At 67.2% G+C, this 19,068-nt stretch carries 18 protein-coding genes and 1 pseudogene; 10 read left to right on the top strand and 9 right to left on the bottom strand.

Annotated features, from left to right (window positions below; all coding sequences use genetic code 11):
* Positions 1-205 precede the first annotated feature (205 nt).
* On the top strand, positions 206-1,108 hold the full coding sequence (locus ACFPOB_RS11510; RefSeq protein WP_377798415.1) for a hypothetical protein: 903 nt from the start codon (positions 206-208) through the stop codon (positions 1,106-1,108).
* A gap of 9 nt (positions 1,109-1,117) precedes the next feature.
* Here ACFPOB_RS11510 and ACFPOB_RS11505 read toward each other — a convergent pair whose 3' ends face one another.
* The gene (locus ACFPOB_RS11505) at positions 1,118-2,104 is read right to left on the bottom strand and encodes a methylated-DNA--[protein]-cysteine S-methyltransferase (protein ID WP_377798414.1); all 987 of its coding nucleotides are present in this window, start codon (positions 2,102-2,104) and stop codon (positions 1,118-1,120) included.
* 118 nt (positions 2,105-2,222) lie between these two features.
* Here ACFPOB_RS11505 and ACFPOB_RS11500 point away from each other — a divergent pair, with 118 nt between their 5' ends.
* Positions 2,223-2,828 carry a class I SAM-dependent DNA methyltransferase gene (locus tag ACFPOB_RS11500; RefSeq protein WP_377798412.1) on the top strand — a complete coding sequence of 202 codons (606 nt, stop codon included), beginning with the start codon at positions 2,223-2,225 and terminating at the stop codon, positions 2,826-2,828.
* Positions 2,829-2,836: 8 nt separating this feature from the next.
* On the opposite strand, the gene ACFPOB_RS11495 is transcribed toward ACFPOB_RS11500, so the two are convergent.
* Together ACFPOB_RS11495 and ACFPOB_RS11490 are read right to left on the bottom strand one after the other, a co-directional pair.
* Entirely contained in the window at positions 2,837-3,340 is a 504-nt protein-coding gene (locus tag ACFPOB_RS11495; protein ID WP_377798410.1) for a hypothetical protein, read from the bottom strand.
* Between the two features lie 2 nt (positions 3,341-3,342).
* The gene (locus ACFPOB_RS11490; protein ID WP_377798409.1) at positions 3,343-3,870 is read right to left on the bottom strand and encodes a DUF2244 domain-containing protein; all 528 of its coding nucleotides are present in this window, start codon (positions 3,868-3,870) and stop codon (positions 3,343-3,345) included.
* A 20-nt stretch (positions 3,871-3,890) separates the two neighbouring features.
* Between ACFPOB_RS11490 and nth the strand changes: the two genes are divergently transcribed.
* Complete coding sequence (gene nth, locus ACFPOB_RS11485) at positions 3,891-4,592, top strand: endonuclease III (protein WP_377798407.1); 702 nt, start codon at positions 3,891-3,893, stop codon at positions 4,590-4,592.
* Between the two features lie 3 nt (positions 4,593-4,595).
* Here the strand turns inward: nth and ACFPOB_RS11480 are convergent, their stop codons facing one another.
* On the bottom strand, positions 4,596-5,582 hold the full coding sequence (locus tag ACFPOB_RS11480) for a Bug family tripartite tricarboxylate transporter substrate binding protein (RefSeq protein WP_377798405.1): 987 nt from the start codon (positions 5,580-5,582) through the stop codon (positions 4,596-4,598).
* Positions 5,515-6,717 carry a 4-oxalomesaconate tautomerase gene (locus tag ACFPOB_RS11475; protein ID WP_377798404.1) on the bottom strand — a complete coding sequence of 401 codons (1,203 nt, stop codon included), beginning with the start codon at positions 6,715-6,717 and terminating at the stop codon, positions 5,515-5,517. Before ACFPOB_RS11475 ends, ACFPOB_RS11480 begins: the two co-directional genes overlap by 68 nt.
* Positions 6,718-6,803: 86 nt before the next feature.
* Between ACFPOB_RS11475 and ACFPOB_RS11470 the strand changes: the two genes are divergently transcribed.
* On the top strand, positions 6,804-7,718 hold the full coding sequence (locus ACFPOB_RS11470) for a LysR family transcriptional regulator (protein WP_377798402.1): 915 nt from the start codon (positions 6,804-6,806) through the stop codon (positions 7,716-7,718).
* A 3-nt stretch (positions 7,719-7,721) separates the two neighbouring features.
* Here ACFPOB_RS11470 and ACFPOB_RS11465 read toward each other — a convergent pair whose 3' ends face one another.
* Entirely contained in the window at positions 7,722-8,519 is a 798-nt protein-coding gene (locus ACFPOB_RS11465) for an undecaprenyl-diphosphate phosphatase (protein WP_377798400.1), read from the bottom strand.
* A 237-nt stretch (positions 8,520-8,756) separates the two neighbouring features.
* Between ACFPOB_RS11465 and ACFPOB_RS11460 the strand changes: the two genes are divergently transcribed.
* The 3 genes from ACFPOB_RS11460 to ACFPOB_RS11450 are packed head-to-tail and all read left to right on the top strand — an operon-like array spanning position 8,757 to position 11,448.
* Positions 8,757-9,449 carry a glutathione S-transferase family protein gene (locus ACFPOB_RS11460; protein WP_377010928.1) on the top strand — a complete coding sequence of 231 codons (693 nt, stop codon included), beginning with the start codon at positions 8,757-8,759 and terminating at the stop codon, positions 9,447-9,449.
* Positions 9,347-10,585, top strand: a complete 1,239-nt coding sequence (gene queG, locus ACFPOB_RS11455; RefSeq protein ID WP_377798399.1) for a tRNA epoxyqueuosine(34) reductase QueG — start codon at positions 9,347-9,349, stop codon at positions 10,583-10,585. Before ACFPOB_RS11460 ends, queG begins: the two co-directional genes overlap by 103 nt.
* Positions 10,582-11,448 (top strand): SDR family oxidoreductase, encoded by an 867-nt coding sequence (locus tag ACFPOB_RS11450; RefSeq protein ID WP_377798397.1) that lies wholly within the window; start codon positions 10,582-10,584, stop codon positions 11,446-11,448. The genes queG and ACFPOB_RS11450 overlap by 4 nt, the downstream gene beginning before the upstream one ends.
* Positions 11,449-11,452: 4 nt before the next feature.
* Here the strand turns inward: ACFPOB_RS11450 and olsB are convergent, their stop codons facing one another.
* From olsB to ACFPOB_RS11435, 3 genes and pseudogenes are all read right to left on the bottom strand, one after another.
* Complete coding sequence (gene olsB / locus ACFPOB_RS11445) at positions 11,453-12,409, bottom strand: l-ornithine N(alpha)-acyltransferase (RefSeq protein ID WP_377798396.1); 957 nt, start codon at positions 12,407-12,409, stop codon at positions 11,453-11,455.
* Positions 12,410-12,533: 124 nt separating this feature from the next.
* Positions 12,534-14,630 carry a response regulator gene (locus tag ACFPOB_RS11440; protein ID WP_377798394.1) on the bottom strand — a complete coding sequence of 699 codons (2,097 nt, stop codon included), beginning with the start codon at positions 14,628-14,630 and terminating at the stop codon, positions 12,534-12,536.
* A gap of 108 nt (positions 14,631-14,738) precedes the next feature.
* Positions 14,739-15,434, bottom strand: a pseudogene (locus ACFPOB_RS11435) (ATP-binding protein); the annotation flags it as partial.
* 128 nt (positions 15,435-15,562) lie between these two features.
* Here ACFPOB_RS11435 and ACFPOB_RS11430 point away from each other — a divergent pair.
* Genes ACFPOB_RS11430 through ACFPOB_RS11420 form a run of 3 tightly spaced genes read left to right on the top strand, consistent with a single transcriptional unit; the run spans position 15,563 to position 19,061 of the window.
* The gene (locus tag ACFPOB_RS11430) at positions 15,563-16,216 is read left to right on the top strand and encodes a TnsA endonuclease N-terminal domain-containing protein (RefSeq protein WP_377798392.1); all 654 of its coding nucleotides are present in this window, start codon (positions 15,563-15,565) and stop codon (positions 16,214-16,216) included.
* Positions 16,213-18,171, top strand: coding sequence for a Mu transposase C-terminal domain-containing protein (locus tag ACFPOB_RS11425; protein ID WP_377798390.1), 1,959 nt, complete (start codon positions 16,213-16,215; stop codon positions 18,169-18,171). The genes ACFPOB_RS11430 and ACFPOB_RS11425 overlap by 4 nt, the downstream gene beginning before the upstream one ends.
* Positions 18,168-19,061: a TniB family NTP-binding protein gene (locus ACFPOB_RS11420; RefSeq protein ID WP_377798388.1), complete on the top strand. Its 894-nt coding sequence runs from the start codon at positions 18,168-18,170 to the stop codon at positions 19,059-19,061. The genes ACFPOB_RS11425 and ACFPOB_RS11420 overlap by 4 nt, the downstream gene beginning before the upstream one ends.
* Positions 19,062-19,068: the final 7 nt, after the last annotated feature.

Below are 19,068 nucleotides of genomic sequence, written 5' to 3'. Positions count from 1 at the left end.
TTGAAAAACCACCGCTTCGGGGCGTATATAGGGAGGGTGACGGGTTGCTTGCAAGGCGCGGAGCCGGATTAAGAATCGGCTTTGCGCATGGTCCTGCACAGAATTCGCGGGGCTGACCATTGCGGGTAAGTGTTGCCCGCATGCTCTTGCGCAACGGACGTAGCCATTCCATTCAGGAAGACCTTGCGCCACCAGGAAAACAGCCGTGACGACGCTCCGCCGCCCGACTGCCCATCGCCTCGCCGCCGGCGCAGGGCTGGCCTGGCTCGGCCTTGCGGGTTCCGTGCAGGCACAGCCGCTGCAACTGCCGGGCGCGCAGCCCTTCAACCAGCCCGGCGCCCAACAGTCGGCCCCGGCCTCCGTCGGCGGCCCGGCGACGCCGCGGCCGCGCACCATGCCAGCCATCAAGATCCCCGGCGAAGACTCGATCCTCGGCAAGACGTTGCGGCGCAATGGCGGCTTCGGCGAAGCGACGCTGGAGAAGACCGGCACCGGCTATGGCCTGAAGCTGCGTGCCGAAGGCTTCCAGTCCAGCAACCTCGTCGAACCCTGCGCCATTTCCTTCGGCGATGCGCCCGTGCCGGTGACCTCGCTCGGCAAGCCGGCGGGGCTGCCGCGCTACAAGCTCGAGGCGCCCGCCTGCCCGATCGTCTTCGACGTGCTCGATGGCGCCTTCCTGGTGCTTGAGCCGGAGCAGCCCTGCGTGATCGAGGCCGCCGCCTGCCGCATCGAGCCACGTGGCGTCTGGGGGCCGGATTCGCGCACCCTGGCCGCCCGGGCGAAGGACATCGAAGCCGAGCGCAAGCACGCAGAAGGTGCAGTGCGCGATGGCTACCGGGCGCTTTCGGCCAAGGCCGACCTGACGGAGCAGCGCACGATCGCCCGCGAGCAGGCCGGTTTCTCCTCGGAGCGCGAGCAGATCTGCCGCGACTTCCAGCGCGAGGGCTCGCACGGCTTCTGCGGCGCCCGCATCACCGAGGCGCGCGCCGCCTCGATCCGCTCCCGCCTCGGCCTGCCCGAGCCGAAGCCCGAGACGGCCAAGCCGCGCCCGGCCACGGCAAGGCGGACGCCCCCGCCTGCGGCAGCGCCCGCTCCGACCATCCAGTAGGGTTTCGGCTCAGGCGGCCTGCCCGCCCGCGACCTGCCCGGCCTCCCAGCCCAGGATGGCGCGCTTGCGCGTCAGCCCCCAATGATAGCCGGTGAGCGCACCGGACTTGCCGATGACGCGATGGCAGGGAACCACGAAGGAGATCGGGTTCTTGCCGACCGCGGCGCCGACCGCGCGGGCCGCCGAGGGCTTGCCGATATGGCCGGCGACGTCGCCATAGGTGGTGGCGCAGCCGACCGGGATGCGCAGCAGGGTCTCCCAGACGCGGACCTCGAAATCGGTGCCGATCAGCACGACGCGTAGCGGCGTCTGCGGCGACCAGCTCCCCGGCTCGAAGATGCGTGTCGCATAGGGCGCGGTGCTCTGCGGGTCGAAGCGGTAATCGGCATGAGGCCAGCGCCGCATCATGTCGGCCAGCGCCTCGGCCCGGCCGCCGACGACCTTGCCGCCGTCGAGGCTGTTCGAAACCCAGCCGAGACCGGCAAGGCCGCGCTCGGTCACGACGACCAGCGCCTCGCCGAAAGGCGATTGATGGAAGCCATAGGACATGCGCAGCCCCTCGCCGCCGGTCTTCCACTCGCCCGGCGACATCGCCTCATGGGTGACGAAGAGATCGTGCAGGCGGCCGGGACCGGAGAGCCCGACCTCGAAGCTGGTGTCGAGGATGCTGGCGGAGGAGGCCAGCAGGCCCTTGGCGTTGTCGAGCGTGATCGCCTGCAGGAAGGCTTTCGGCGTCAGCCCGCACCAGCGCCGGAACAGGTGGTGCACATCGGTTGGCGTCGCGCCGGCGGCATCGGCGATCGCCTCGATCGTCGGCTGCTGGCGCCAGTTGTTGGTGATGTAGGACAGGATGCGGCGGACGGTGTCGTAATCCGAACCGGGCGCGACTGCGGGAAAATCGGCTTCCGACGGAATGGCCTCGGTGGCGCGAGCAAGCACGGCATTGGAGACGACTATCGGTTTCATCGCCGTCCTGAGACTGGAATGGGCGTTCATCTTTCTGTCCTCGCGATCTCAAATCTCATGCTCGCGACGCTAATGCTGTCAGCATGCGTCTCCCACCCGAAAGCTGACAAGCTCGTCTTCGCCTCAAAGGCCGCGTAGACATCCAACGATGACCGATTCCGCCGACGCCGTCGTTTCGCTCTATCGACGCCACGCCACCGCCTATGACCAGCAACGCGGCCGCAAGCTGACGGAGGCGCGCTGGCTCGATCGTTTCCTGTCGCTGCTGCCGGCGATGCCTGCGGTCCTCGACATCGGCTGCGGCATGGGGGAGCCGATCGCCAGGCATCTGATCGAGCGCGGCTGCGGGGTCACCGGGATCGATTCGGCGGCGCCTCTGATCGCGCTCTGCCGGAAACGCTTCCCGCAGCAGGACTGGCAGGTCGGCGATATGCGCGAGCTCGCACTTGGCCGGCGCTTCGACGGGCTCATCGCCTGGGACAGCTTCTTCCATCTCAAGCCCGACGATCAACGGCGAATGTTCCCGCTCTTCCGTGCGCATGCGGCGGATGGAGCTGCGCTGCTTTTCACCAGCGGGCCCGGCCATGGCGAGGCGATCGGCACCTTCGAGGGTGAGCCGCTCTATCATGGCAGCCTCGATCCGGCGGAATATCGCGCGCTGCTGGACGCGAACGGCTTTGCCGTCGTCGAGCATATCGTCGAGGATCCGAACTGCGGCGGGCATACGATCTGGCTATCGCAGCAGCGGCGGTAAGAGGCTCGTCAAATGAACCGCTGCAACTTCTCCCGCGTGAGCCGCTGGTTGTTGCGATGCCATTCGTCGTCGGTGAAGAAGACCGGCGAGCTCTCGTCCCAGCCGCTGCAGCTGTAGTCCGACTGCTCGGCGAAGAAGGCGACGAAGTCCTCGCGCGAACGCCATTCGGCGATGGCCTCGCTGGCATGGTGGCCGTCGAGGATGTCGCAGAGCTTGACGCCGTCTCGCGTGCGGATCAGGCCGTGACCGCAATAATCGCGGTGGAATTCGTGGATCAGCCCCTCGCCGATCGGGCGAGCCATCACGCGATCCCAGACCCGCCCTGCCAGCACCGGGCCGAACAGGGCGCGATCGAGCTTGTCGCGCAGGACGAGTGCATAGCCGCGGACAGCCGCCTCGCCGTCGTACTCAGCGGGAGGAGGGCCGCGCCGAGCGCGATTGGCCCGCACCGCCGCGATGACGACGACGATGATGGCCGCCCATGCGATCAGCGGGATGACCGTCGCGGTCATCCTCAGGCAGGCTCGAAATCCGGGCCGCGCCTGGCCTTGGCGAGCGCCGAGCCGAGCGCCTGCGCAAAACCCTCGCGCTCCCCCGGCGAAAGCGCAGAGGCGACCACGGTGCGCCGGCCGCGCGAGACAAGGGACAGCTCGAGCAGGCCGTAATCATCGTCGTCTTCGCGCTCGAGCTTGGTCCAGGCGGGGTTGGAGCGCCAGATCTTCTCGCGGCCGTGATGCGAGACCTTGCGCAGCAGCACTTCGAGCGGCGTCACGACGATACGCTCGAAGGCGCGGGCCGCATTGAAATTGACCTTGAAGGCAATGAAGAGCGCCAGGATGTCGAGGCCGAAGAACCCGGCGACCGGCCAAGCGCCGAGCACGATGAAGGGAATCGAGGCTGCGACGCTGGTCAGGCAGACCAATGTCATCACGGTCCGGAATCCGTTCTGGCCGAGCGAGCGATGCGGCGTGATCGTCGCGTCGAAGACCGGCTTTTCGGCCGCTTCGACTGCAAGGTCGGATTCGGGCTTGCCCAAGGTCATGTGCCAACTATAACGCCGCGATGCCCGTGCCGAACAGTGCGAAACGCCGCAGCCCGTCGCCGAAGCGGATCACAAGTCCGAAGCCGCGCAGCGCCGCCGAGGTCTACGAGATCTTCAGCCGTTTCCGGCAACAGAGGCCCGAGCCGAAGGGCGAGCTAGACTACGTCAACGCCTTCACCCTGCTGGTCGCCGTCGTGCTCTCGGCGCAGGCGACCGATGCCGGCGTCAACAAGGCGACGAAGCGGCTGTTCGAGCTCGCTGACACGCCAGAGAAGATGCTAGCCCTTGGCGAAGATCAGGTGCGTGAGCTGATCAAGACGATCGGGCTCTACCGCAACAAGGCGAAGAACGTCATCGCGCTCTGCGAGAAGCTGATCGCCGAGTTCGGCAGCGAGGTTCCGACTGCGCGCGAGGCGCTGGAGAGCCTGCCGGGCGTCGGCCGCAAGACCGCGAACGTGGTGCTCAACATCGCCTTCGGCGAGATCACCCATGCGGTCGACACCCATGTCTTCCGCGTCGCCAACCGCCTGCGTATCGCGCCCGGCAAGAACGTGCTGCAGGTCGAGCTCGGCCTTGAAAAGGCAGTGCCGGCCGAATTCGGCCGGCACGCGCATCACTGGCTGATCCTGCACGGACGCTACACCTGCAAGGCGCTGCGTCCGGCCTGCGAGACCTGCGTCGTCGCCGATCTCTGCGATTCACCCGACAAGCGGGCGCCCTGAACCTCAATTGATCGCCAGCCGGGCCTGCTTGATGATCCCCGCCCAGCGCCGCGACTCGGCCTCCATCATCGCTGCGAACTCCTCCGGCTTGTTGCCGATCGGCTCGGCACCCTCGTTCTCAAGGCGCTCGCGGATGATCGGGCTGTTGATCGCCTCCACCGTCGCTTGGCGCAGCTTGGCCGCCACATCCTTCGGCGTGCCCTTGGGCACGACGAAACCGTACCAGGCGGTCGCCTCATAGTCCGCCCAGCCGCTCTCGGCGACCGAAGGCACCTCCGGGAAAAGCTTGGCGCGCGCCTTGCCGGTCACAGCCAGCGCCTTGACCTTGCCGCCATGGATCAGGCCGAGCACCGACGGCACGGTGGTGATCATGAAGTCGCTATTGCCGGCGAGCAGATCGGTCAGCGCCGGCCCTGCACCGCGATAAGGCACGTGCACCGCCTCGAACTGCGCGGTTTGAGCCAGCAGGATCGTCGCCAGATGGCTGGCGGAACCGTTGCCAGCCGAGCCATAGGTCAGCTTGCCCGGGTTCTTCTGGGCCTGGCCGACGAGCTCGGCCAGCGTCTTGTGCGGCGATCCTGCCGCCACGACGACGACGAGCGGCGCCGCCGTGATCAGCGTCAGCGGGTCGAAGGCAGTCAGCGGATCGATCCGGACATTCTTGAACAGATGCGGGTTGACCACCATCGGGCCCTGATTGGCCATCAGCACGGTATAGCCGTCCGGCGAAGCCGCAGCCGCCTGGGCTGTCGCGAGATTGCCACCGGCCGAGCCATTGTTCTCGACCACCAGCGACTGGCCCAGGCGCTCGCCGACGCCCTGCGCGACGAGGCGCGCGATCGCGTCCGTGCCGCCGCCGGCGGCATAGGGCACGAGCAGCTTCATCGGCTTGTCCGGGAAGGTGGCCTGAGCCTGCGCGAATTCAGGCAGGCAGGTGCTGGCCGCGGCGGCCGCGATCAGGCTGCAGAGGTGTCGGCGCGTGATCGTCATGGGTCAGTTCTCCTCCCGTTTCCGCCCTCTCTGCAAGCGCGAGGATCGCGCTGGCGGGGACGATGACGTTTCCTTCGAAAATGCGGCGCGCCGTGCGCACCAGGCTGGCGCGGGCCACCTGACCGGCGGCATCGAGCGCAAGGTCGACCTGGATGGCGCCGCTCGGATGCTCGACCGCGACCAGCGAGCCGATCCCGGGGGACAGCATCTCGGCGGCGACGCTGCCGGCGATACGGCTTGCCGCGGCGACGCAGAGCGCGCCGGTGACGGCATGGCTGCGATGGCAGCGATCCGGCGTGAAATAGCGTGAGGTCAGGCTGCCGCCGCGGCGCGCGGGCGAAAGCACCCCGACCTTGGGAATGACGCGTCCGGTCACATCGCCGAGGCCCATGCGGCGGCCAGCTTCGCGGCGCAGCCCCTCCAGGCGCGCCAGCACCGCGGCATTCGCATCGAGCTCGACCGGTGTCTCATCGCCGGCAAGGCCGAGATCGCTTGCCCGCAGCAGCAGCATCGGCGTGGCATAGTCGACCAGCGTCACCGGGATGCCGTCGATCTCCTCGCGAGCGCAGCCGGTCGGCAGCAACGCGCCGGTTTTCGAGCCGACAGCTTCGAGGAAGCCGAGCTTGATCGGGGCCGCCGTGCCGGCGACGCCGTCGATCGCAGTCGCGCCGTCATAGGCGACGACGCCGCCTGGGGTCTGCACGACCGCCTCGATCAGCGCGCCGGTGTTGCGGTTGTGAATGCGCACGATGGTCTCGCCATCGGCGGCCGGCACGAGGCCGGCCTCGATGGCGAAGGGGCCGACGGCGGAGAGCATGTTGCCGCAGTTCGGACTGAGATCGACATGAGCGCGCTCGACCGCGACCTGGGCGAAGAGATAGTCGACATCGGCATCGGGCCGACTGGAACGGCTGACGATCGCGACCTTGCTGGTCAGCGAATTGCCACCACCGAGCCCGTCGAGCTGCAGCATATGCGGCGAGCCCATCGCGGCGAGCAGGACGCGATCGCGCGCCGCCGGATCCCTCGGCAGGTCGCGCTCCAGGAAAAACGGGCCGCGCGAGGTGCCGCCGCGCATCAGCACGCAGGGGATGCGCAGGGCCTGAGCATGCGGGAGCTGGAAGGGAGCGGACAAGGGCGTCACCCGGCGATTGGCGATGCCCTCTCTTCTCAAATCAGATAACTGCTGTGAAATGCAGAGATCGACGCTATTGATACGTCATGAGCATCAATTTCGAAGCCCTCGATCTGCGCGCCTTCATCTCGGTCGTCGAGCTCGGCGGCTTCCACCGCGCCGCCGAGGCGCTCAACATGTCACAGCCGGCGCTGAGCCGGCGCATCCAGCGCCTTGAAAGCGCGGTCGGGGCGGCGCTGCTGGAGCGGACGACGCGCCGGGTCGCGCTGACTATGGTCGGGCGCGAGATGCTGCCGCTGGTCCGGCGCATGCTCGACGAGTTCGATACCTCGATCTTCGCGATGCGCGATCTCGGCAGCCGGCGTGCCGGACTGATCGCGCTCGCCTGCGTACCGACGGCCGCCTTCTACTTCCTGCCTTCGGTGATCGCGCGCTTCCAGGCGCAGTACCCGAACATCCGCTTCCGCATCCTCGACCTCTCGGCCAATGACGGCCTCGAGGCGGTGGCGCGCGGCGAGGTCGAATTCGGCATCAATCTGATCGGCGGCTCCGATGCCGAGCTGACCTTCGAGCCACTGATCGACGATCCCTTCGTACTCGCCTGCCGCCACGATCATGCGCTGGCGCAGAAATCATCACTGGGCTGGGCCGATCTCGAAGGCGATCCGCTGGTCACCGTCAGCCGCAGCAGCGGGAACCGCGCCATCCTCGATGCGGCTTTGGTCAAGATCGGCGTCAGGCTCGACTGGTCGTTCGAGGTGACGCACCTCTCGACCTCGCTCGGGCTGGTCGAGGCGGGCCTCGGCATCTCGGTGCTGCCGAAACTGGCGACGCCGGGCGCCGATCACCCGATCATCGTGACGCGGCCGATCCGCGATCCGGAAGTCTCTCGCACCATCGGCGTGGTCAGGCGCCGCGGCGTCAAGCTGGCGCCGGCAGCGGAACGGTTCCTCGAGATGTTGCTGGGAACCTGGCGGGGGCCCCTGCCTGCTTCAGGCTGACGCTCAGCCGAAGACCCAGAGCCCGGCGAGACCGGCCGAGCCGACGATGATCCGCCACCAGGCGAAGGGCGTGAAGCCGCGCTTCGAGACGAAATCGAGGAAGCTGCGGACCACGATCAGCGCCGAGATGAAGGCGGTGACGAAGCCGATCGTGATCAATGTGAGATCGTTGGTCGTCAGCTCCTTGTAGTTCTTCAGCAGGTCATAGGCGAAGGCGCCGGCCATGGTCGGCATCGCCAGGAAGAAGGAGAACTCGGCCGCGGCCCGCTTGTCGGCGCCGAGCAGCATCGCGCCGACGATGGTCGAGCCGGAACGCGACACGCCGGGCACCATCGCAAGGCACTGGATGAAGCCGATCTTGAGATACATCGGCAGCGGGAACTTGGTGGCGTCGTGATGCTTCACCTCGAGCTCAAGCTCGTCGATGACGAGCAGGACGAGGCCGCCGGCGATCAGCGTGCAGCAGACCAGGAAGGGGTTGAACAGCACGCCCTTGATGAAGCCGTGCGCCAGCGCGCCGATCACCGCCGCGGGCAGGAAGGCGACGAGCACGCCGAGGACGAAGCGCCGCGCCGAAGGATCGCTGCGCAGCCGCAGGGCGATGTCGAGCAGGCGGCGGAAATAGACCAGCAGGATCGCCAGGATCGCGCCGAGCTGGACCAGGATCTCGAAAGCCTTGCCCTTGGATTCGAAGCCGAGGAAATGCCCGAGCAAGAGCAGATGGCCGGTTGAGGACACCGGCAGGAATTCGGTCAGCCCCTCGACCACGCCGAGAATGGCGGCGACGAAAAGGTCATACATTGGAGGGTCCTTCCGAGCCTGCGCGTGCGGCGCAACAAAGCTGAGCCGAACGCGTTAAAGCTATCGCGCAGTGTCTTTGCAAATTGGTTACCAGATCGGCAAGGATTTCTGCGCAATCCGCCACTTCACCCCGTGCCGGGTTGTGAGGCTTAGCCGGCAGGCCTATACGGGGGCGCTCTATTGCGCTGCATCAGCGCCGGCCTACCTCATCCGAACCGTCCTCTGTTCCAGTCATCGATGGCCACGCTTCACCATTATCCGCTCTGCCCGCATTCGCGCTTCATCCGGCTCGCCCTCGGCGAGTTCGGCCTCGACGCCACGCTGGTCGAAGAGCGCGTCTGGGAACGGCGACGCGAGTTCCTCGAACTCAACCCGGCCGGCACGACGCCTGTGCTGCGCGAGGATAGCGGCCTCGTCATCCCCGGGCCGGGGCCGATCGCCGAATATCTCGACGAGACGCGCGGACTGGCCTTGGCCGAGCGCCGCCTGCTGCCGGAAGGCCCGGGCGGACGGATCGAGGTGCGCCGGCTGCTCGACTGGTTCAACATCAAGTTCAATGAGGAGATCACCGCTCCGCTCGTGCTGGAGAAGGTGATGAAGCGCTTCATGAGCCGGGACGAGGGCGGCGGCCCGCCGGAGATGAGCGCGATCCGCGCGGCGCGCGGCAATGTGCGCTATCATCTGCGCTACATCGCCTGGCTGACGGCGAAACGGAACTGGCTCGCCGGCGACAATCTGAGCTATGCCGATCTCGCCGCCGCGGCGCATCTTTCCTGCGTCGACTATCTCGGCGACGTGCCCTGGGACGAGGATGAGGCAGCCCGCGCATGGTATGCGAGGATCAAGTCCAGACCGAGCTTCCGGCCGCTGCTGAGCGACCGGATTCCCGGCATGGCGCCCTCGGCCCATTACGACGACCTGGACTTCTGAGCCCCGACAAGCTCAAGGCCGCGATCGCCGCGCGCGCCGAAGCCGAGGGTTTCTCGGTGATGCGCATCGCCTCGGTCGATGCAATTCCAGAGGCGCCGGCGCGCCTCGCCGGCTGGCTGGGGGCCGGCCACCACGGCGACATGACCTGGCTGACCGAGCGCACGGCGGAGCGCGCCGACCCGGCGACCCTATGGCCGGCAGCACGCTCTGTCGTCATGCTCGGCATGAGCTATGCCGACGAAGGCGACCCGCTCGCCGTGCTGGAGCAGCGCGACCGCGGTGCGATCTCGCTCTACGCCCGCCGGCGCGACTATCACGACGTGATCAAGGGCAAGCTGAAGAGCATCGCCGGCGTACTGGCGGCGCGCGGCGACGCGGAGGTGAAGGTCTTTGTCGACACCGCCCCGGTGATGGAAAAGCCGCTGGCACAGGCGGCCGGGCTTGGCTGGCAAGGCAAGCAGACCGTGCTGGTCTCGCGCCAGCACGGCGCCTGGCTCTTCCTTGGGGCGATCTACACCTCGGCCGAGCTGCCGCCAGACGAGCCGGAGCGCGACCATTGCGGCTCCTGCACGCGCTGCCTCGACATCTGCCCGACCAAGGCCTTTCCGGCGCCCTATCAGTTGGATTCGCGCCGGTGCATCGCCTATCTCACCATCGAGCATCGGGGTCATATCGACGCAGAATTCCGCGAGGGTATCGGCAACCGCGTCTTCGGCTGTGACGACTGCCTCGCCGTCTGCCCCTGGAACAAGTTCGCGGAAGCCTCGCATGAGACGCGCCTGGCGCTGAAGGGCGAGCTCGACGCGTTGCCGCTGGCCGATCTCGCCGGGCTCGATGACGCCGCCTTCCGCGCGCTCTTCGCCGGCACGCCGGTCAAGCGCACCGGCCGCGACCGCTTTGTCCGCAATGTGCTGATCGCGATCGGCAACAGCGGCGATCCGGCATTGGCCGCAAGCGCCGAAGCTCTGCTCGACGATCCCTCGCCTTTGGTGAGGGCGATGGCCGCCTGGGCGCTTTGGCAGCTTGCCCCCGATCGTGCTGCCGAACTCGCCCCAGCGCGGCTCGCGCAAGAAGCCGACCCCGAGGTCAGGGCCGAATGGGCTCAGCCTTTTCCGAACCAACTGGAACCCGCATGAAGCTCGTCATCTTCGGCCTCGGCTATTCCGCCGGGTTCTTCGCTTGCGCTGCTCTGGCGAAGGGCTGGGAGGTCACCGGAACGGTGCGCTCGGCCGAAAAGGCCGGCGAACTCAGCAAGCAGGGGCTCCATACGCTGGTGTTCGGCGGCTTCGCCGTGTCGACGCCGCTCGCCAAACTCGTCGCGGAAGCGGATGCCGTCCTGGTCTCGGCCCAGCCCGACGAGAACGGCGATCCCGTGCTCGGCGCGCTCGCCGACAAGCTGGCCGCGGCCGAGAAGCTGCGCTGGATCGGCTATCTTTCGACCATCGGCGTCTATGGCGACCATGGCGGCGCCTGGATCGATGAAACAGCCGAATGCCGGCCGACCAGCAAGCGCTCGCGGCAGCGGCTGGAGATCGAGCAGCAGTGGCTTGGCTTCGGCGAGCGCAGCGGCAAGCCGGTGCAGATCTTCCGCCTCTCCGGCATCTATGGCCCTGGCCGCAACCCGATCACCAAGCTGCGGGCCGGCAGCGCCAACCGGCTGATCAAGCCCGGGCAGGTCTTCAACCGCATCCATGTCGACGACATCGCCGGCGTGCTGATGGCCTCGATAGAACAACCGCGCGCCGGAGCGATCTACAACGTCACCGATGACGAGCCGGCGCCGCCGCAGGATGTCGTCAGCTTCGCTGCAGAGGTCTCAGGACTTACGCCGCCGCCGGAAACCCCGTTCGACCCCGCGAAGCTGTCGCCGATGGCCGCGAGTTTCTACGGCGAGAACAAGCGCGTCTCGAACGCGCTGGTGAAGCGCGAACTCGGCTATACCTTCCGTTATCCGGAGTACCGGCAGGCGCTGCGCGACATCGCCGCCGCGGGCGAGTAAGCGCTCAGGCGGCGTAGCGTCCGGCGTCGCCGTCGAGATACTCGATATAGCGCCGATCGATCGCGGCGACCGGCAGGATGACCAGCACATCTGTGGTGCCGAACTGCTTGTCGACCACGGCCCCCGCGCCGAAGCGGGCACCGAGGCGCAGATAGCCCTTCACCAGCGGCGGCAGGCATTTCAGCGCGAGCTTGGCGTCGACCATGCCAGCCGGCAGCCGGTCCATCGCGACATGCCGCTCAGGCTGCGCCACGACGCGCCACTCGCCCTGGGCGGTGGCGTGGTGGTGGATGAAGCTGAGCGGCAGCGCCAGCATGTCGGGATCGACGCCGTCGAAGCTGGCGCAGCCAAACATCGCGTCGATGCGGTGATGCCGGCAATAGGCCCAGATGCCGTGCCAGAGTAGCTCGACCGTCTTCTTGGTGCGGTAGGGCTTCAGCACGCAGGAGCGGCCGAGCTCCAGGAAGCGCATTTCGGGATGGCGCGCCAGCAGCGGCGCGATGTCGAATTCGGACTGGGTGTAGAAGCCGCCGAGCTTGGCGACGGCCTGCTCGCGCATCAGCCGATAGGTGCCGACCACCTTCGGCTTGATCCCGCCGAAACGGCCCCGCGCGGCATGATCGATGACGAGGAGATGGTCGCAGACCGCGTCGAACCGGTCGGCATCGCGGCGGAACATGCGCGAGACGACGTCGGGCTTGGCCGACATCTCCTGATAGAAGACACGATAGCGCAGGCGCTGCGCCCGCCAGATCTCGCGGGGCCCGCGCGCCAGCCGGACTTCGAGGGTTCCGGAGCGGCCGAGCGTGCCGGAGAGAGCGTCGGGACCAGGAAAAGCGAAGCCGCCGAGCTGCTTGCCGGCAGCCAGCAGATTTGAGGGAGCGAAACGCTGCAACAGGGCCTGACCGGCCGGCTTCTGCTTTGCCGGCTGACGGGAACCCTGAAAAACGTCGTGCGTCATAGACGGTCTGGCCCCTGCGAACCCGGATCGGCGCATGACAGCTCTGCGCCGACCGTCTTACGGGATCGCGACAAAACTACGTCAGAGCGATGACGAAGCCAACCGCCTGCCGAGGAAACCCGGCTCAGGCCGACAGCATTTGTGTCGTTCGCAGCTGCGAAAGCCGCTCGATCCAGCCGCGCAACTGCTCGCGCGAGAGCGGCTTAGCCAGGCAATCATCCATGCCGGCGGCGAGCGCCTCGCGCCGGTCTTCCTCCGCCGTATTGGCGGTCACGGCAACAATCGGTAGCCGTTCCGAGCCTGGCGCCTTCTCGGCCGCACGTATCCGCCGGGCGACGGCGAGCCCGTCCAGGACCGGCATGCGGACATCGAGCAAGGCGAGATCGAAGCCTTTCGCCTCGCCCGAGCGCGCCTCCTCGATCAAACGAACGGCCTCGCCGCCATCGCGCGCCCAGACAGCGCTGCAGCCGAATCGCTCCAGCGTGCGGGTCAGCAGCAGCGCGTTGATCTCGTTATCCTCGGCGACAAGCACCCGCAGACTGGCGACAGGCTGCCGCGCAGAGGCGTCGTCGGCCGGCGCTGCGACAGCCGTGCCCTGCGAGCGCCTGGCGGGATCGAGCCGCACCTGGAGCGAGCGGGCACGGACCGGCTTGACCAGGAACCCACTGAAACCCGCGGCATAGGGCGAGCCGAAGCTGCGGCGCTCGGCTGGCGCCAGCATGATCACGATGTCGGCGACGCCGGCCCGGCGCGCCGCAGCTGCAACAGCCTCGATCTCGCCGCCCGGGAGGTTGCGATCGATCAGCACAGCGGACGGGGCCGAGTCGCCGGCGAGCTCGACCAGGGCCTGAGCATGATCGCCAGCCTGCACAACCTGTGCGCCCATGCGTTCGAGGCCGGCGACGATATGCGCGGCACTGAACGGGGCGGAAGACGCGACCAGGATCCGCCGGCCTGCCCAATCCGACGAAGCGGGAGAGGCGCCGGCTTCCGCGGCTGCCCGCAACGGCAGGGCCAACCGGAACAGCGCGCCGCATCCCTCGCGATTGGTGGCCTCGATATCTCCGCCCATCGCGCGGGCGAGCCGACGGGCAATGGCGAGGCCGAGGCCGGTGCCGACCTGCTCGCGGTGGCCGGTCATGCCGCCCTGCTCGAACTCCTCGAAGATCGTCGCCAGGCGTTCCGGCGGGATGCCTGGACCGGTGTCGGCGATGCTGACGACGAACCCGCCAGCGACTGCGTCCGCCTCGATGCCGACGCCGCCCTCTTGCGTGAACTTCACGGCATTGCCGACGAGATTGAGCAGAATCTGGCGCAGGCGCTCGGCGTCTCCGACGAGCTGCCCCGGCACGTCCGGCCCGAGCAAGGCAGAGATCTCGATGCCCTTGGCTTGAGCGCGCGGCGCCATCAGCTCGGTCACGTCCTCGATCAGCACGGCCGGATCGAACGGTGCCTCGACAAGTTCGAGCTTGCCGGCCTCGACCTTGGCGAAGTCGAGAATGTCGTCGACCAGGCCGAGCAGGGCCTCGCCGGAGCTGCGCAACGCCTTGACGTAAGTGCTCTGCTCCGGATCGAGCCTGGTGTCGCCGAGCAGATCGGCCATGCCCAGAATGCCGTTGAGCGGGGTGCGGAACTCGTGGCTGACGGTCGCCAGAAAGCGCGACTTGGCAGCGCTCGCCTCCTCGGCCCGGCTGCGCGCCTCCTCAAGCGCCGTTTCAGTCGCGATCCGCCCGCTGATCTCGCGGCCGACACGCTGCAACACGGTCTGCCCGGCGGCGACCGGCACGATCGTCTCGACCCAGGACAGCCAGCGTTCGCCCTCTTGCGTCTCGATGCACTCGTCGACGACGCGGGCACCATTTGGCAGCACCTGGACCGGCCGAGCAATACTGACGCGCGGCTGTTCGACGCTGCCGACGGCCTCGACCTCGCTCTTGCCGATCAGCGCCGCATAGGCGGCGTTGGCGTAAACGATCCGGCCCTCGCTGCGACGCACGATCAGATCGCCCTGCGCCTCGATCAGGCTGCGATAGCGCTCCTCGCTGTCGGCGAGCACCCAGAGCCGGTCACTGAGCTTCTCGACATCGACCGTCAGAGCCCGCGCCTGCTGCGTGATCTCCTGCCGCTCGCGCAGGAGGCGGATCGCGACGACGGCACACGCAATCGCCAGGGCGACGGCGGCGCCAGACAGCAGGACGGCAAAGGACGGCACCTCGATCATGCCATAGCATCTAGCATCCACCCTCTTGAGAAAGGGTTCGCCCTATAAGCCAGGGTGCCGGATGGTTTGAATGATTTCGTTAACCTTTCATCAGGCGGCAACCCGTCGTCAGGCAGCCTGGGCCGCCTGGTCGATGCGCGAGCGATAGGACAGCGCCTCCGCGAGATGAATGCGCCCGAGCCGGTCCTCGCCGTCGAGATCAGCGAGCGTGCGCGCGACCTTGAGGACGCGGTGATAGCCGCGCGCCGTCAGCCGCATCGCCTCGGCGGCGTTTCGCAGCAGCGCCAGCCCGGCCGCATCCGGCCGCGCGACATCGTCGAGTTGCGCGGACGGACAACGGGCATTGGTGGTACCGCCCGGAAGCCCGAGCGCGGCGTAGCGCTCCGATTGGCGGGCACGAGCCGCGGCGACGCGGGCGGCGACCTCGGCCGAGCCCTCGGCCGCGGCCGGCAGGATGAGATCGGCGGCGGTCAGCGCGGGTACGTCGATGGTGATGTCGATCCGGTCCAGCATCGGGCCGGAGATCCTCGCCTGGTAGCCCGCCATGCAGCGCTCGTTCGGCTGCCGGCGGCAAGCATAGCCGGGCTCGGTCGCCTTGCCGCAGCGGCAGGGATTCATCGCCGCGATCAGCTGGAACTTGGCGGGATAGACGGTGCGGTGATTGGCGCGCGAGATCAGCACCTCGCCGGTCTCCATCGGCTGGCGCAAGGCATCGAGCGCCTGCGCCTGGAATTCCGGCAACTCGTCGAGGAAGAGCACGCCGTGATGGGCGAGCGAGACCTCGCCCGGCTTGGCCTGCAGCCCGCTGTGAAGTTTCACGATAGCTGAGACTGGAGGATTCGACATTTCAGATACTTGTGGGAGATTCGGTCACAGTTGCTGAGATCGGATACCCACAGAAAATGAGACTGCCTCACGTTTTGCCAGAGAAGATGGGACTGGATCTGCGCCTACCCGCGCGGATCATTCCCATGGGTCGGCGAAGCGTTACGGGACGAGTGATCGTCAGAGGCAAGGCCATCGGGTGCGAGTCGAACCTGGAGCACGACTTCCTGGTCCGACTTGCTATGGACCCGACCGTTGCAGACGTCTTGGAGCAGCCCGTAACGATTCCATACGTCGACATGAAGGGACGTCGGAGCCGCTACACGCCCGACTTCTTGGTCCGGTACGTGTGCGGCCGGCAGACGCTCTGGGAGGTGAAGTTCGCCGATGAGATCAAGACGGAGCGCAAGCGCTTGAAGGCCCGCTTGATCGCGGGCCGCAGCTTCGCCGCTGAGCATGGCCTGCGCTTCAGGCTGACCACCGAACGACTGATCCGCGGGCTCGACTTCAAAAACCTGACCTTCCTGCGCGGCTTCCTTGAGAACCACGAGCAGCCTGTGGTCGAGTCCGCGATCCTTAACGCGATCCGTCGAGAGGGAACCTCGACGCCTCGCCAGGCGATCGACGCAGCCTTCTCGAACGATGCCGATCGTCGAGCCGCCATCGCGCCGCTGTGGCGGCTCGTGGCGAACGGCATCGTCATCGCCGACCTCATGCACCCCCTGACGATGACCTCTCAGATCAGCGCGAGGGATCCATGACCCTTGCCCAGCGCACCATCTCCCTGGACATCGACTCCATCGTATCCTGCCGGGGCCGCGACTGGCGCGTGACGCACATACCGGCCTCGGACCACGTCCTCGCCGAGGACCTCGAAACCGGCAGCCGCGATCGCCTGACCATCCAGGAGATACTCGATGGAGCATCTCCTTCTCCAGACGTTCCTCAAACCGAAGTGGTGGAACGGCCCGACCTCTCCGATTTCACCGAAGAGCAATGGACCGAGGCGACGCGGCGACACAAGATCATCGAGAGCCTGGTCGACAAGGAAGACCTGAGCCGCTCGGACGTGGCCGCGATGGCAAAGAGGTCAGGAGCCTCCACCAGCACCCTCTACCGCTGGCTCGGCGACTACCGCACGACACGCCAGATCTCCGCCCTGATCCCTGCCCGGCGCGGGCCGAAGAAGGGCACCAAGCGCCTCGACCAGAACGCCGAGCTCGTCATCCGGACTGTCATTGAGGACACATTCCTCACCAAGCAGCGGCGCAAGGCGTCCACCGCGATCGTCGAGATCCGCAAACGCTGCCGCAGCGCCGGGATCACGCCACCGCCCGAGAGCACCATCAGGCGCCGGTTCGCAGAGATCCCAGCCGCCGCGATGCTGCGGCGGCGCGGTCACAACGAGGAGGCCGCGAACAGGTTCAGACCGATCATCGGCCATTTCCCAGGAGCCGATCAGCCTCTCGCGGTCGTCCAGATGGACCACACCAAGCTCGACGTCATCGTCGTCGACGACACGACGAGGCGCCCGCTCGGGCGGCCGTACATCACGGTCGCGCTGGACGTCTACAGCCGCATGGTCCTGGGCTTCTACGTGTCCATGGAGGCCGCCGGCGCGATGGCGGCGGGCCTCTGCCTGACGATGGCAATCCTGCCCAAGGACCGCTTCTTGGACGCCGTCGGCGTTTCAGGAAAATGGCCGGCCTACGGGCTGATGCGCTCTGTCCACTTGGACAACGCCAAGGAGTTCCGAGGGAACGTCCTCAAGCGCGCCTTCGACGAATACGCCATCGACCTCAAGCTGCGCCCGGCGAAGACGCCGCACTTCGGCGGGCACATCGAGCGCTTCATGGGTCGGCTCGCCAACCTCATGCACACGCTGCCGGGCACGACGTTCTCAAGCCCCTCCAAACGGAAGGGGTACGACGCCGAGAAGGAGGCGACCCTCACCCTTGGCGAGGTCGAGCGCTTCATCACCGAGTTCATCGTGAACGTCTACCATCGCGACTTCCACGACGGGGTCCAGATGACTCCGATCGACCGCTGGACATCGGCGATCGCGGGTGACGATCTGACGCCTGGCATCGGACTCCCGAAAATCCCGACCGACGCCCGCAAGCTGGCGATCGACTTCCTGCCGTTCGAGGAGAGGACGATCCAGAAGTACGGCCTCGTCATCGAAGGCATCCACTACTACCACGAGGTCCTCAGCCCACTGATCGGCTCTCAAGACCCGGTCACGGGCAAGCCCCGAAAGTACGTGGTGCGATACGACCCGCGCGACATGAGCCAGGTCTACCTCTCCGATCCGGATACGGCGTCGACCCATCCGATCCCCTACCGCGACACCTCCCGGCCGAAGGCAAGCCTCTGGTCGATCCGCCAGGCGACGGTGGAGGCCCGCAGGCGCGGCCTCGCGACCGTCGACGAAGACGCCATCTTCGCCGCCCTCGACCGTCAGGACGCCCTGGTGGCGGAGGCGGCCGCAGCGACGAAGGACGTCCGCAAGACCTTCCAGCGCCGCGTCACGACCAATGGACCGGCCATCGCCAAGACCGCGAAGCAGGCGCCGACGAGCCATCCAGCGCGGCCGATACATCCGGCTCCGGCGCCGGTCTTGAAAGACGACCTGGCGAGCCTCTTCGCGACGCCGGCCGTGCCGTTCGACGACATCGCCGTCTCAAAGCCGCGCAATGAAGGGGCCGACGAATGACCGCATCCGCCAAGACCCCAGCCGCATCCCTCGCGCACCTTGGTCCGGACCGCCAGGACATCGCCATCCTGACGAGCCAGGAGCGCATCAGGCTCGCCCGGGAGGACGCCTGGATCGGCTACAGCGCCGCCAAGAGCGGCCTCCAGCGTCTCGAGGACCTGCTCGACCACCCCAAGTCGCCAAGGATGCCGAACATCCTCGTGGTGGGCGACAGCGGCAACGGCAAGACGTCCTTGATCGGCCGCTTTCGCGACTTGCACCCGCCGATCATCAAGCCCGATGGCCGTGGCGCACAGCCCGTCGTCGTCATGACGATGCCGGCCGAGCCCTCGGAGGCGCGCTTCTGGAGCGACCTCATCGCCGCCATGGGCGTCGCGCGGAACGATTCCGGCACCGTGCAGGCGAAGATGAGCCAGGCCATGCTCCTGCTCCAGAGCCTCCACTGCCGGATGTTGATCATCGACGAGATCCACAACGTCCTGAACGGCAACCTGCCTAGGCAGAAGCAGCTGCTGGCCATGCTGAAGAACCTCGGGAGCAGACTGATGATCCCGATCGTCGTGGTCGGCACGGAAGCCGCCAAGCGCACCCTCCAGACAGATCCGCAGCTCGCCAATCGCTTCGAGGCCATCGTCTTGCCGAAGTGGGAGCTCGGAAAGGAATTCGTCTCGCTGCTCGCGTCCTTCGAGAGGGTACTGCCGCTCCTCGAGCGCTCCAACCTTGCCGGCCGCGAGCTCGCCGTCCTGTTGTTCAGCCTGTCCAAGGGCTCCATCGGCCAGCTGACGCGGGTGCTCCGCCGGGCGGCCGTCGAAGCCATCAGGAGCGGCGACGAAAGGATCACGCCCGAGATCCTGGCGGGCCTCGACGCCATCGACCTGGGAGGCGTCTGATCGTGCC

Source organism: Allobosea eneae (assembly GCF_042657265.1).
GTDB classification, from domain to species: Bacteria; Pseudomonadota; Alphaproteobacteria; order Rhizobiales; family Beijerinckiaceae; genus Allobosea; species Allobosea eneae.
This window is presented reverse-complemented; position numbering and strand designations above follow the sequence as displayed.

Bases quoted from the DNA above. Each gene is read 5' to 3' on its own strand.
- ACFPOB_RS11470 (WP_377798402.1), top strand. From the start codon at position 6,804: ATGAGCATCAATTTCGAAGCCCTCGATCTGCGCGCCTTCATCTCGGTC.
- ACFPOB_RS11490 (WP_377798409.1), bottom strand. From the start codon at position 3,870: ATGACCTTGGGCAAGCCCGAATCCGACCTTGCAGTCGAAGCGGCCGAA.
- ACFPOB_RS11495 (WP_377798410.1), bottom strand. From the start codon at position 3,340: ATGACCGCGACGGTCATCCCGCTGATCGCATGGGCGGCCATCATCGTC.
- ACFPOB_RS11430 (WP_377798392.1), top strand. From the start codon at position 15,563: ATGGGACTGGATCTGCGCCTACCCGCGCGGATCATTCCCATGGGTCGG.
- ACFPOB_RS11420 (WP_377798388.1), top strand. From the start codon at position 18,168: ATGACCGCATCCGCCAAGACCCCAGCCGCATCCCTCGCGCACCTTGGT.
- ACFPOB_RS11465 (WP_377798400.1), bottom strand. From the start codon at position 8,519: ATGTATGACCTTTTCGTCGCCGCCATTCTCGGCGTGGTCGAGGGGCTG.
- ACFPOB_RS11460 (WP_377010928.1), top strand. From the start codon at position 8,757: ATGGCCACGCTTCACCATTATCCGCTCTGCCCGCATTCGCGCTTCATC.
- ACFPOB_RS11500 (WP_377798412.1), top strand. From the start codon at position 2,223: ATGACCGATTCCGCCGACGCCGTCGTTTCGCTCTATCGACGCCACGCC.
- ACFPOB_RS11425 (WP_377798390.1), top strand. From the start codon at position 16,213: ATGACCCTTGCCCAGCGCACCATCTCCCTGGACATCGACTCCATCGTA.
- nth (WP_377798407.1), top strand. From the start codon at position 3,891: ATGCCCGTGCCGAACAGTGCGAAACGCCGCAGCCCGTCGCCGAAGCGG.
- queG (WP_377798399.1), top strand. From the start codon at position 9,347: ATGGTATGCGAGGATCAAGTCCAGACCGAGCTTCCGGCCGCTGCTGAG.
- ACFPOB_RS11480 (WP_377798405.1), bottom strand. From the start codon at position 5,582: ATGACGATCACGCGCCGACACCTCTGCAGCCTGATCGCGGCCGCCGCG.
- ACFPOB_RS11440 (WP_377798394.1), bottom strand. From the start codon at position 14,630: ATGATCGAGGTGCCGTCCTTTGCCGTCCTGCTGTCTGGCGCCGCCGTC.
- ACFPOB_RS11505 (WP_377798414.1), bottom strand. From the start codon at position 2,104: ATGAACGCCCATTCCAGTCTCAGGACGGCGATGAAACCGATAGTCGTC.
- ACFPOB_RS11450 (WP_377798397.1), top strand. From the start codon at position 10,582: ATGAAGCTCGTCATCTTCGGCCTCGGCTATTCCGCCGGGTTCTTCGCT.
- olsB (WP_377798396.1), bottom strand. From the start codon at position 12,409: ATGACGCACGACGTTTTTCAGGGTTCCCGTCAGCCGGCAAAGCAGAAG.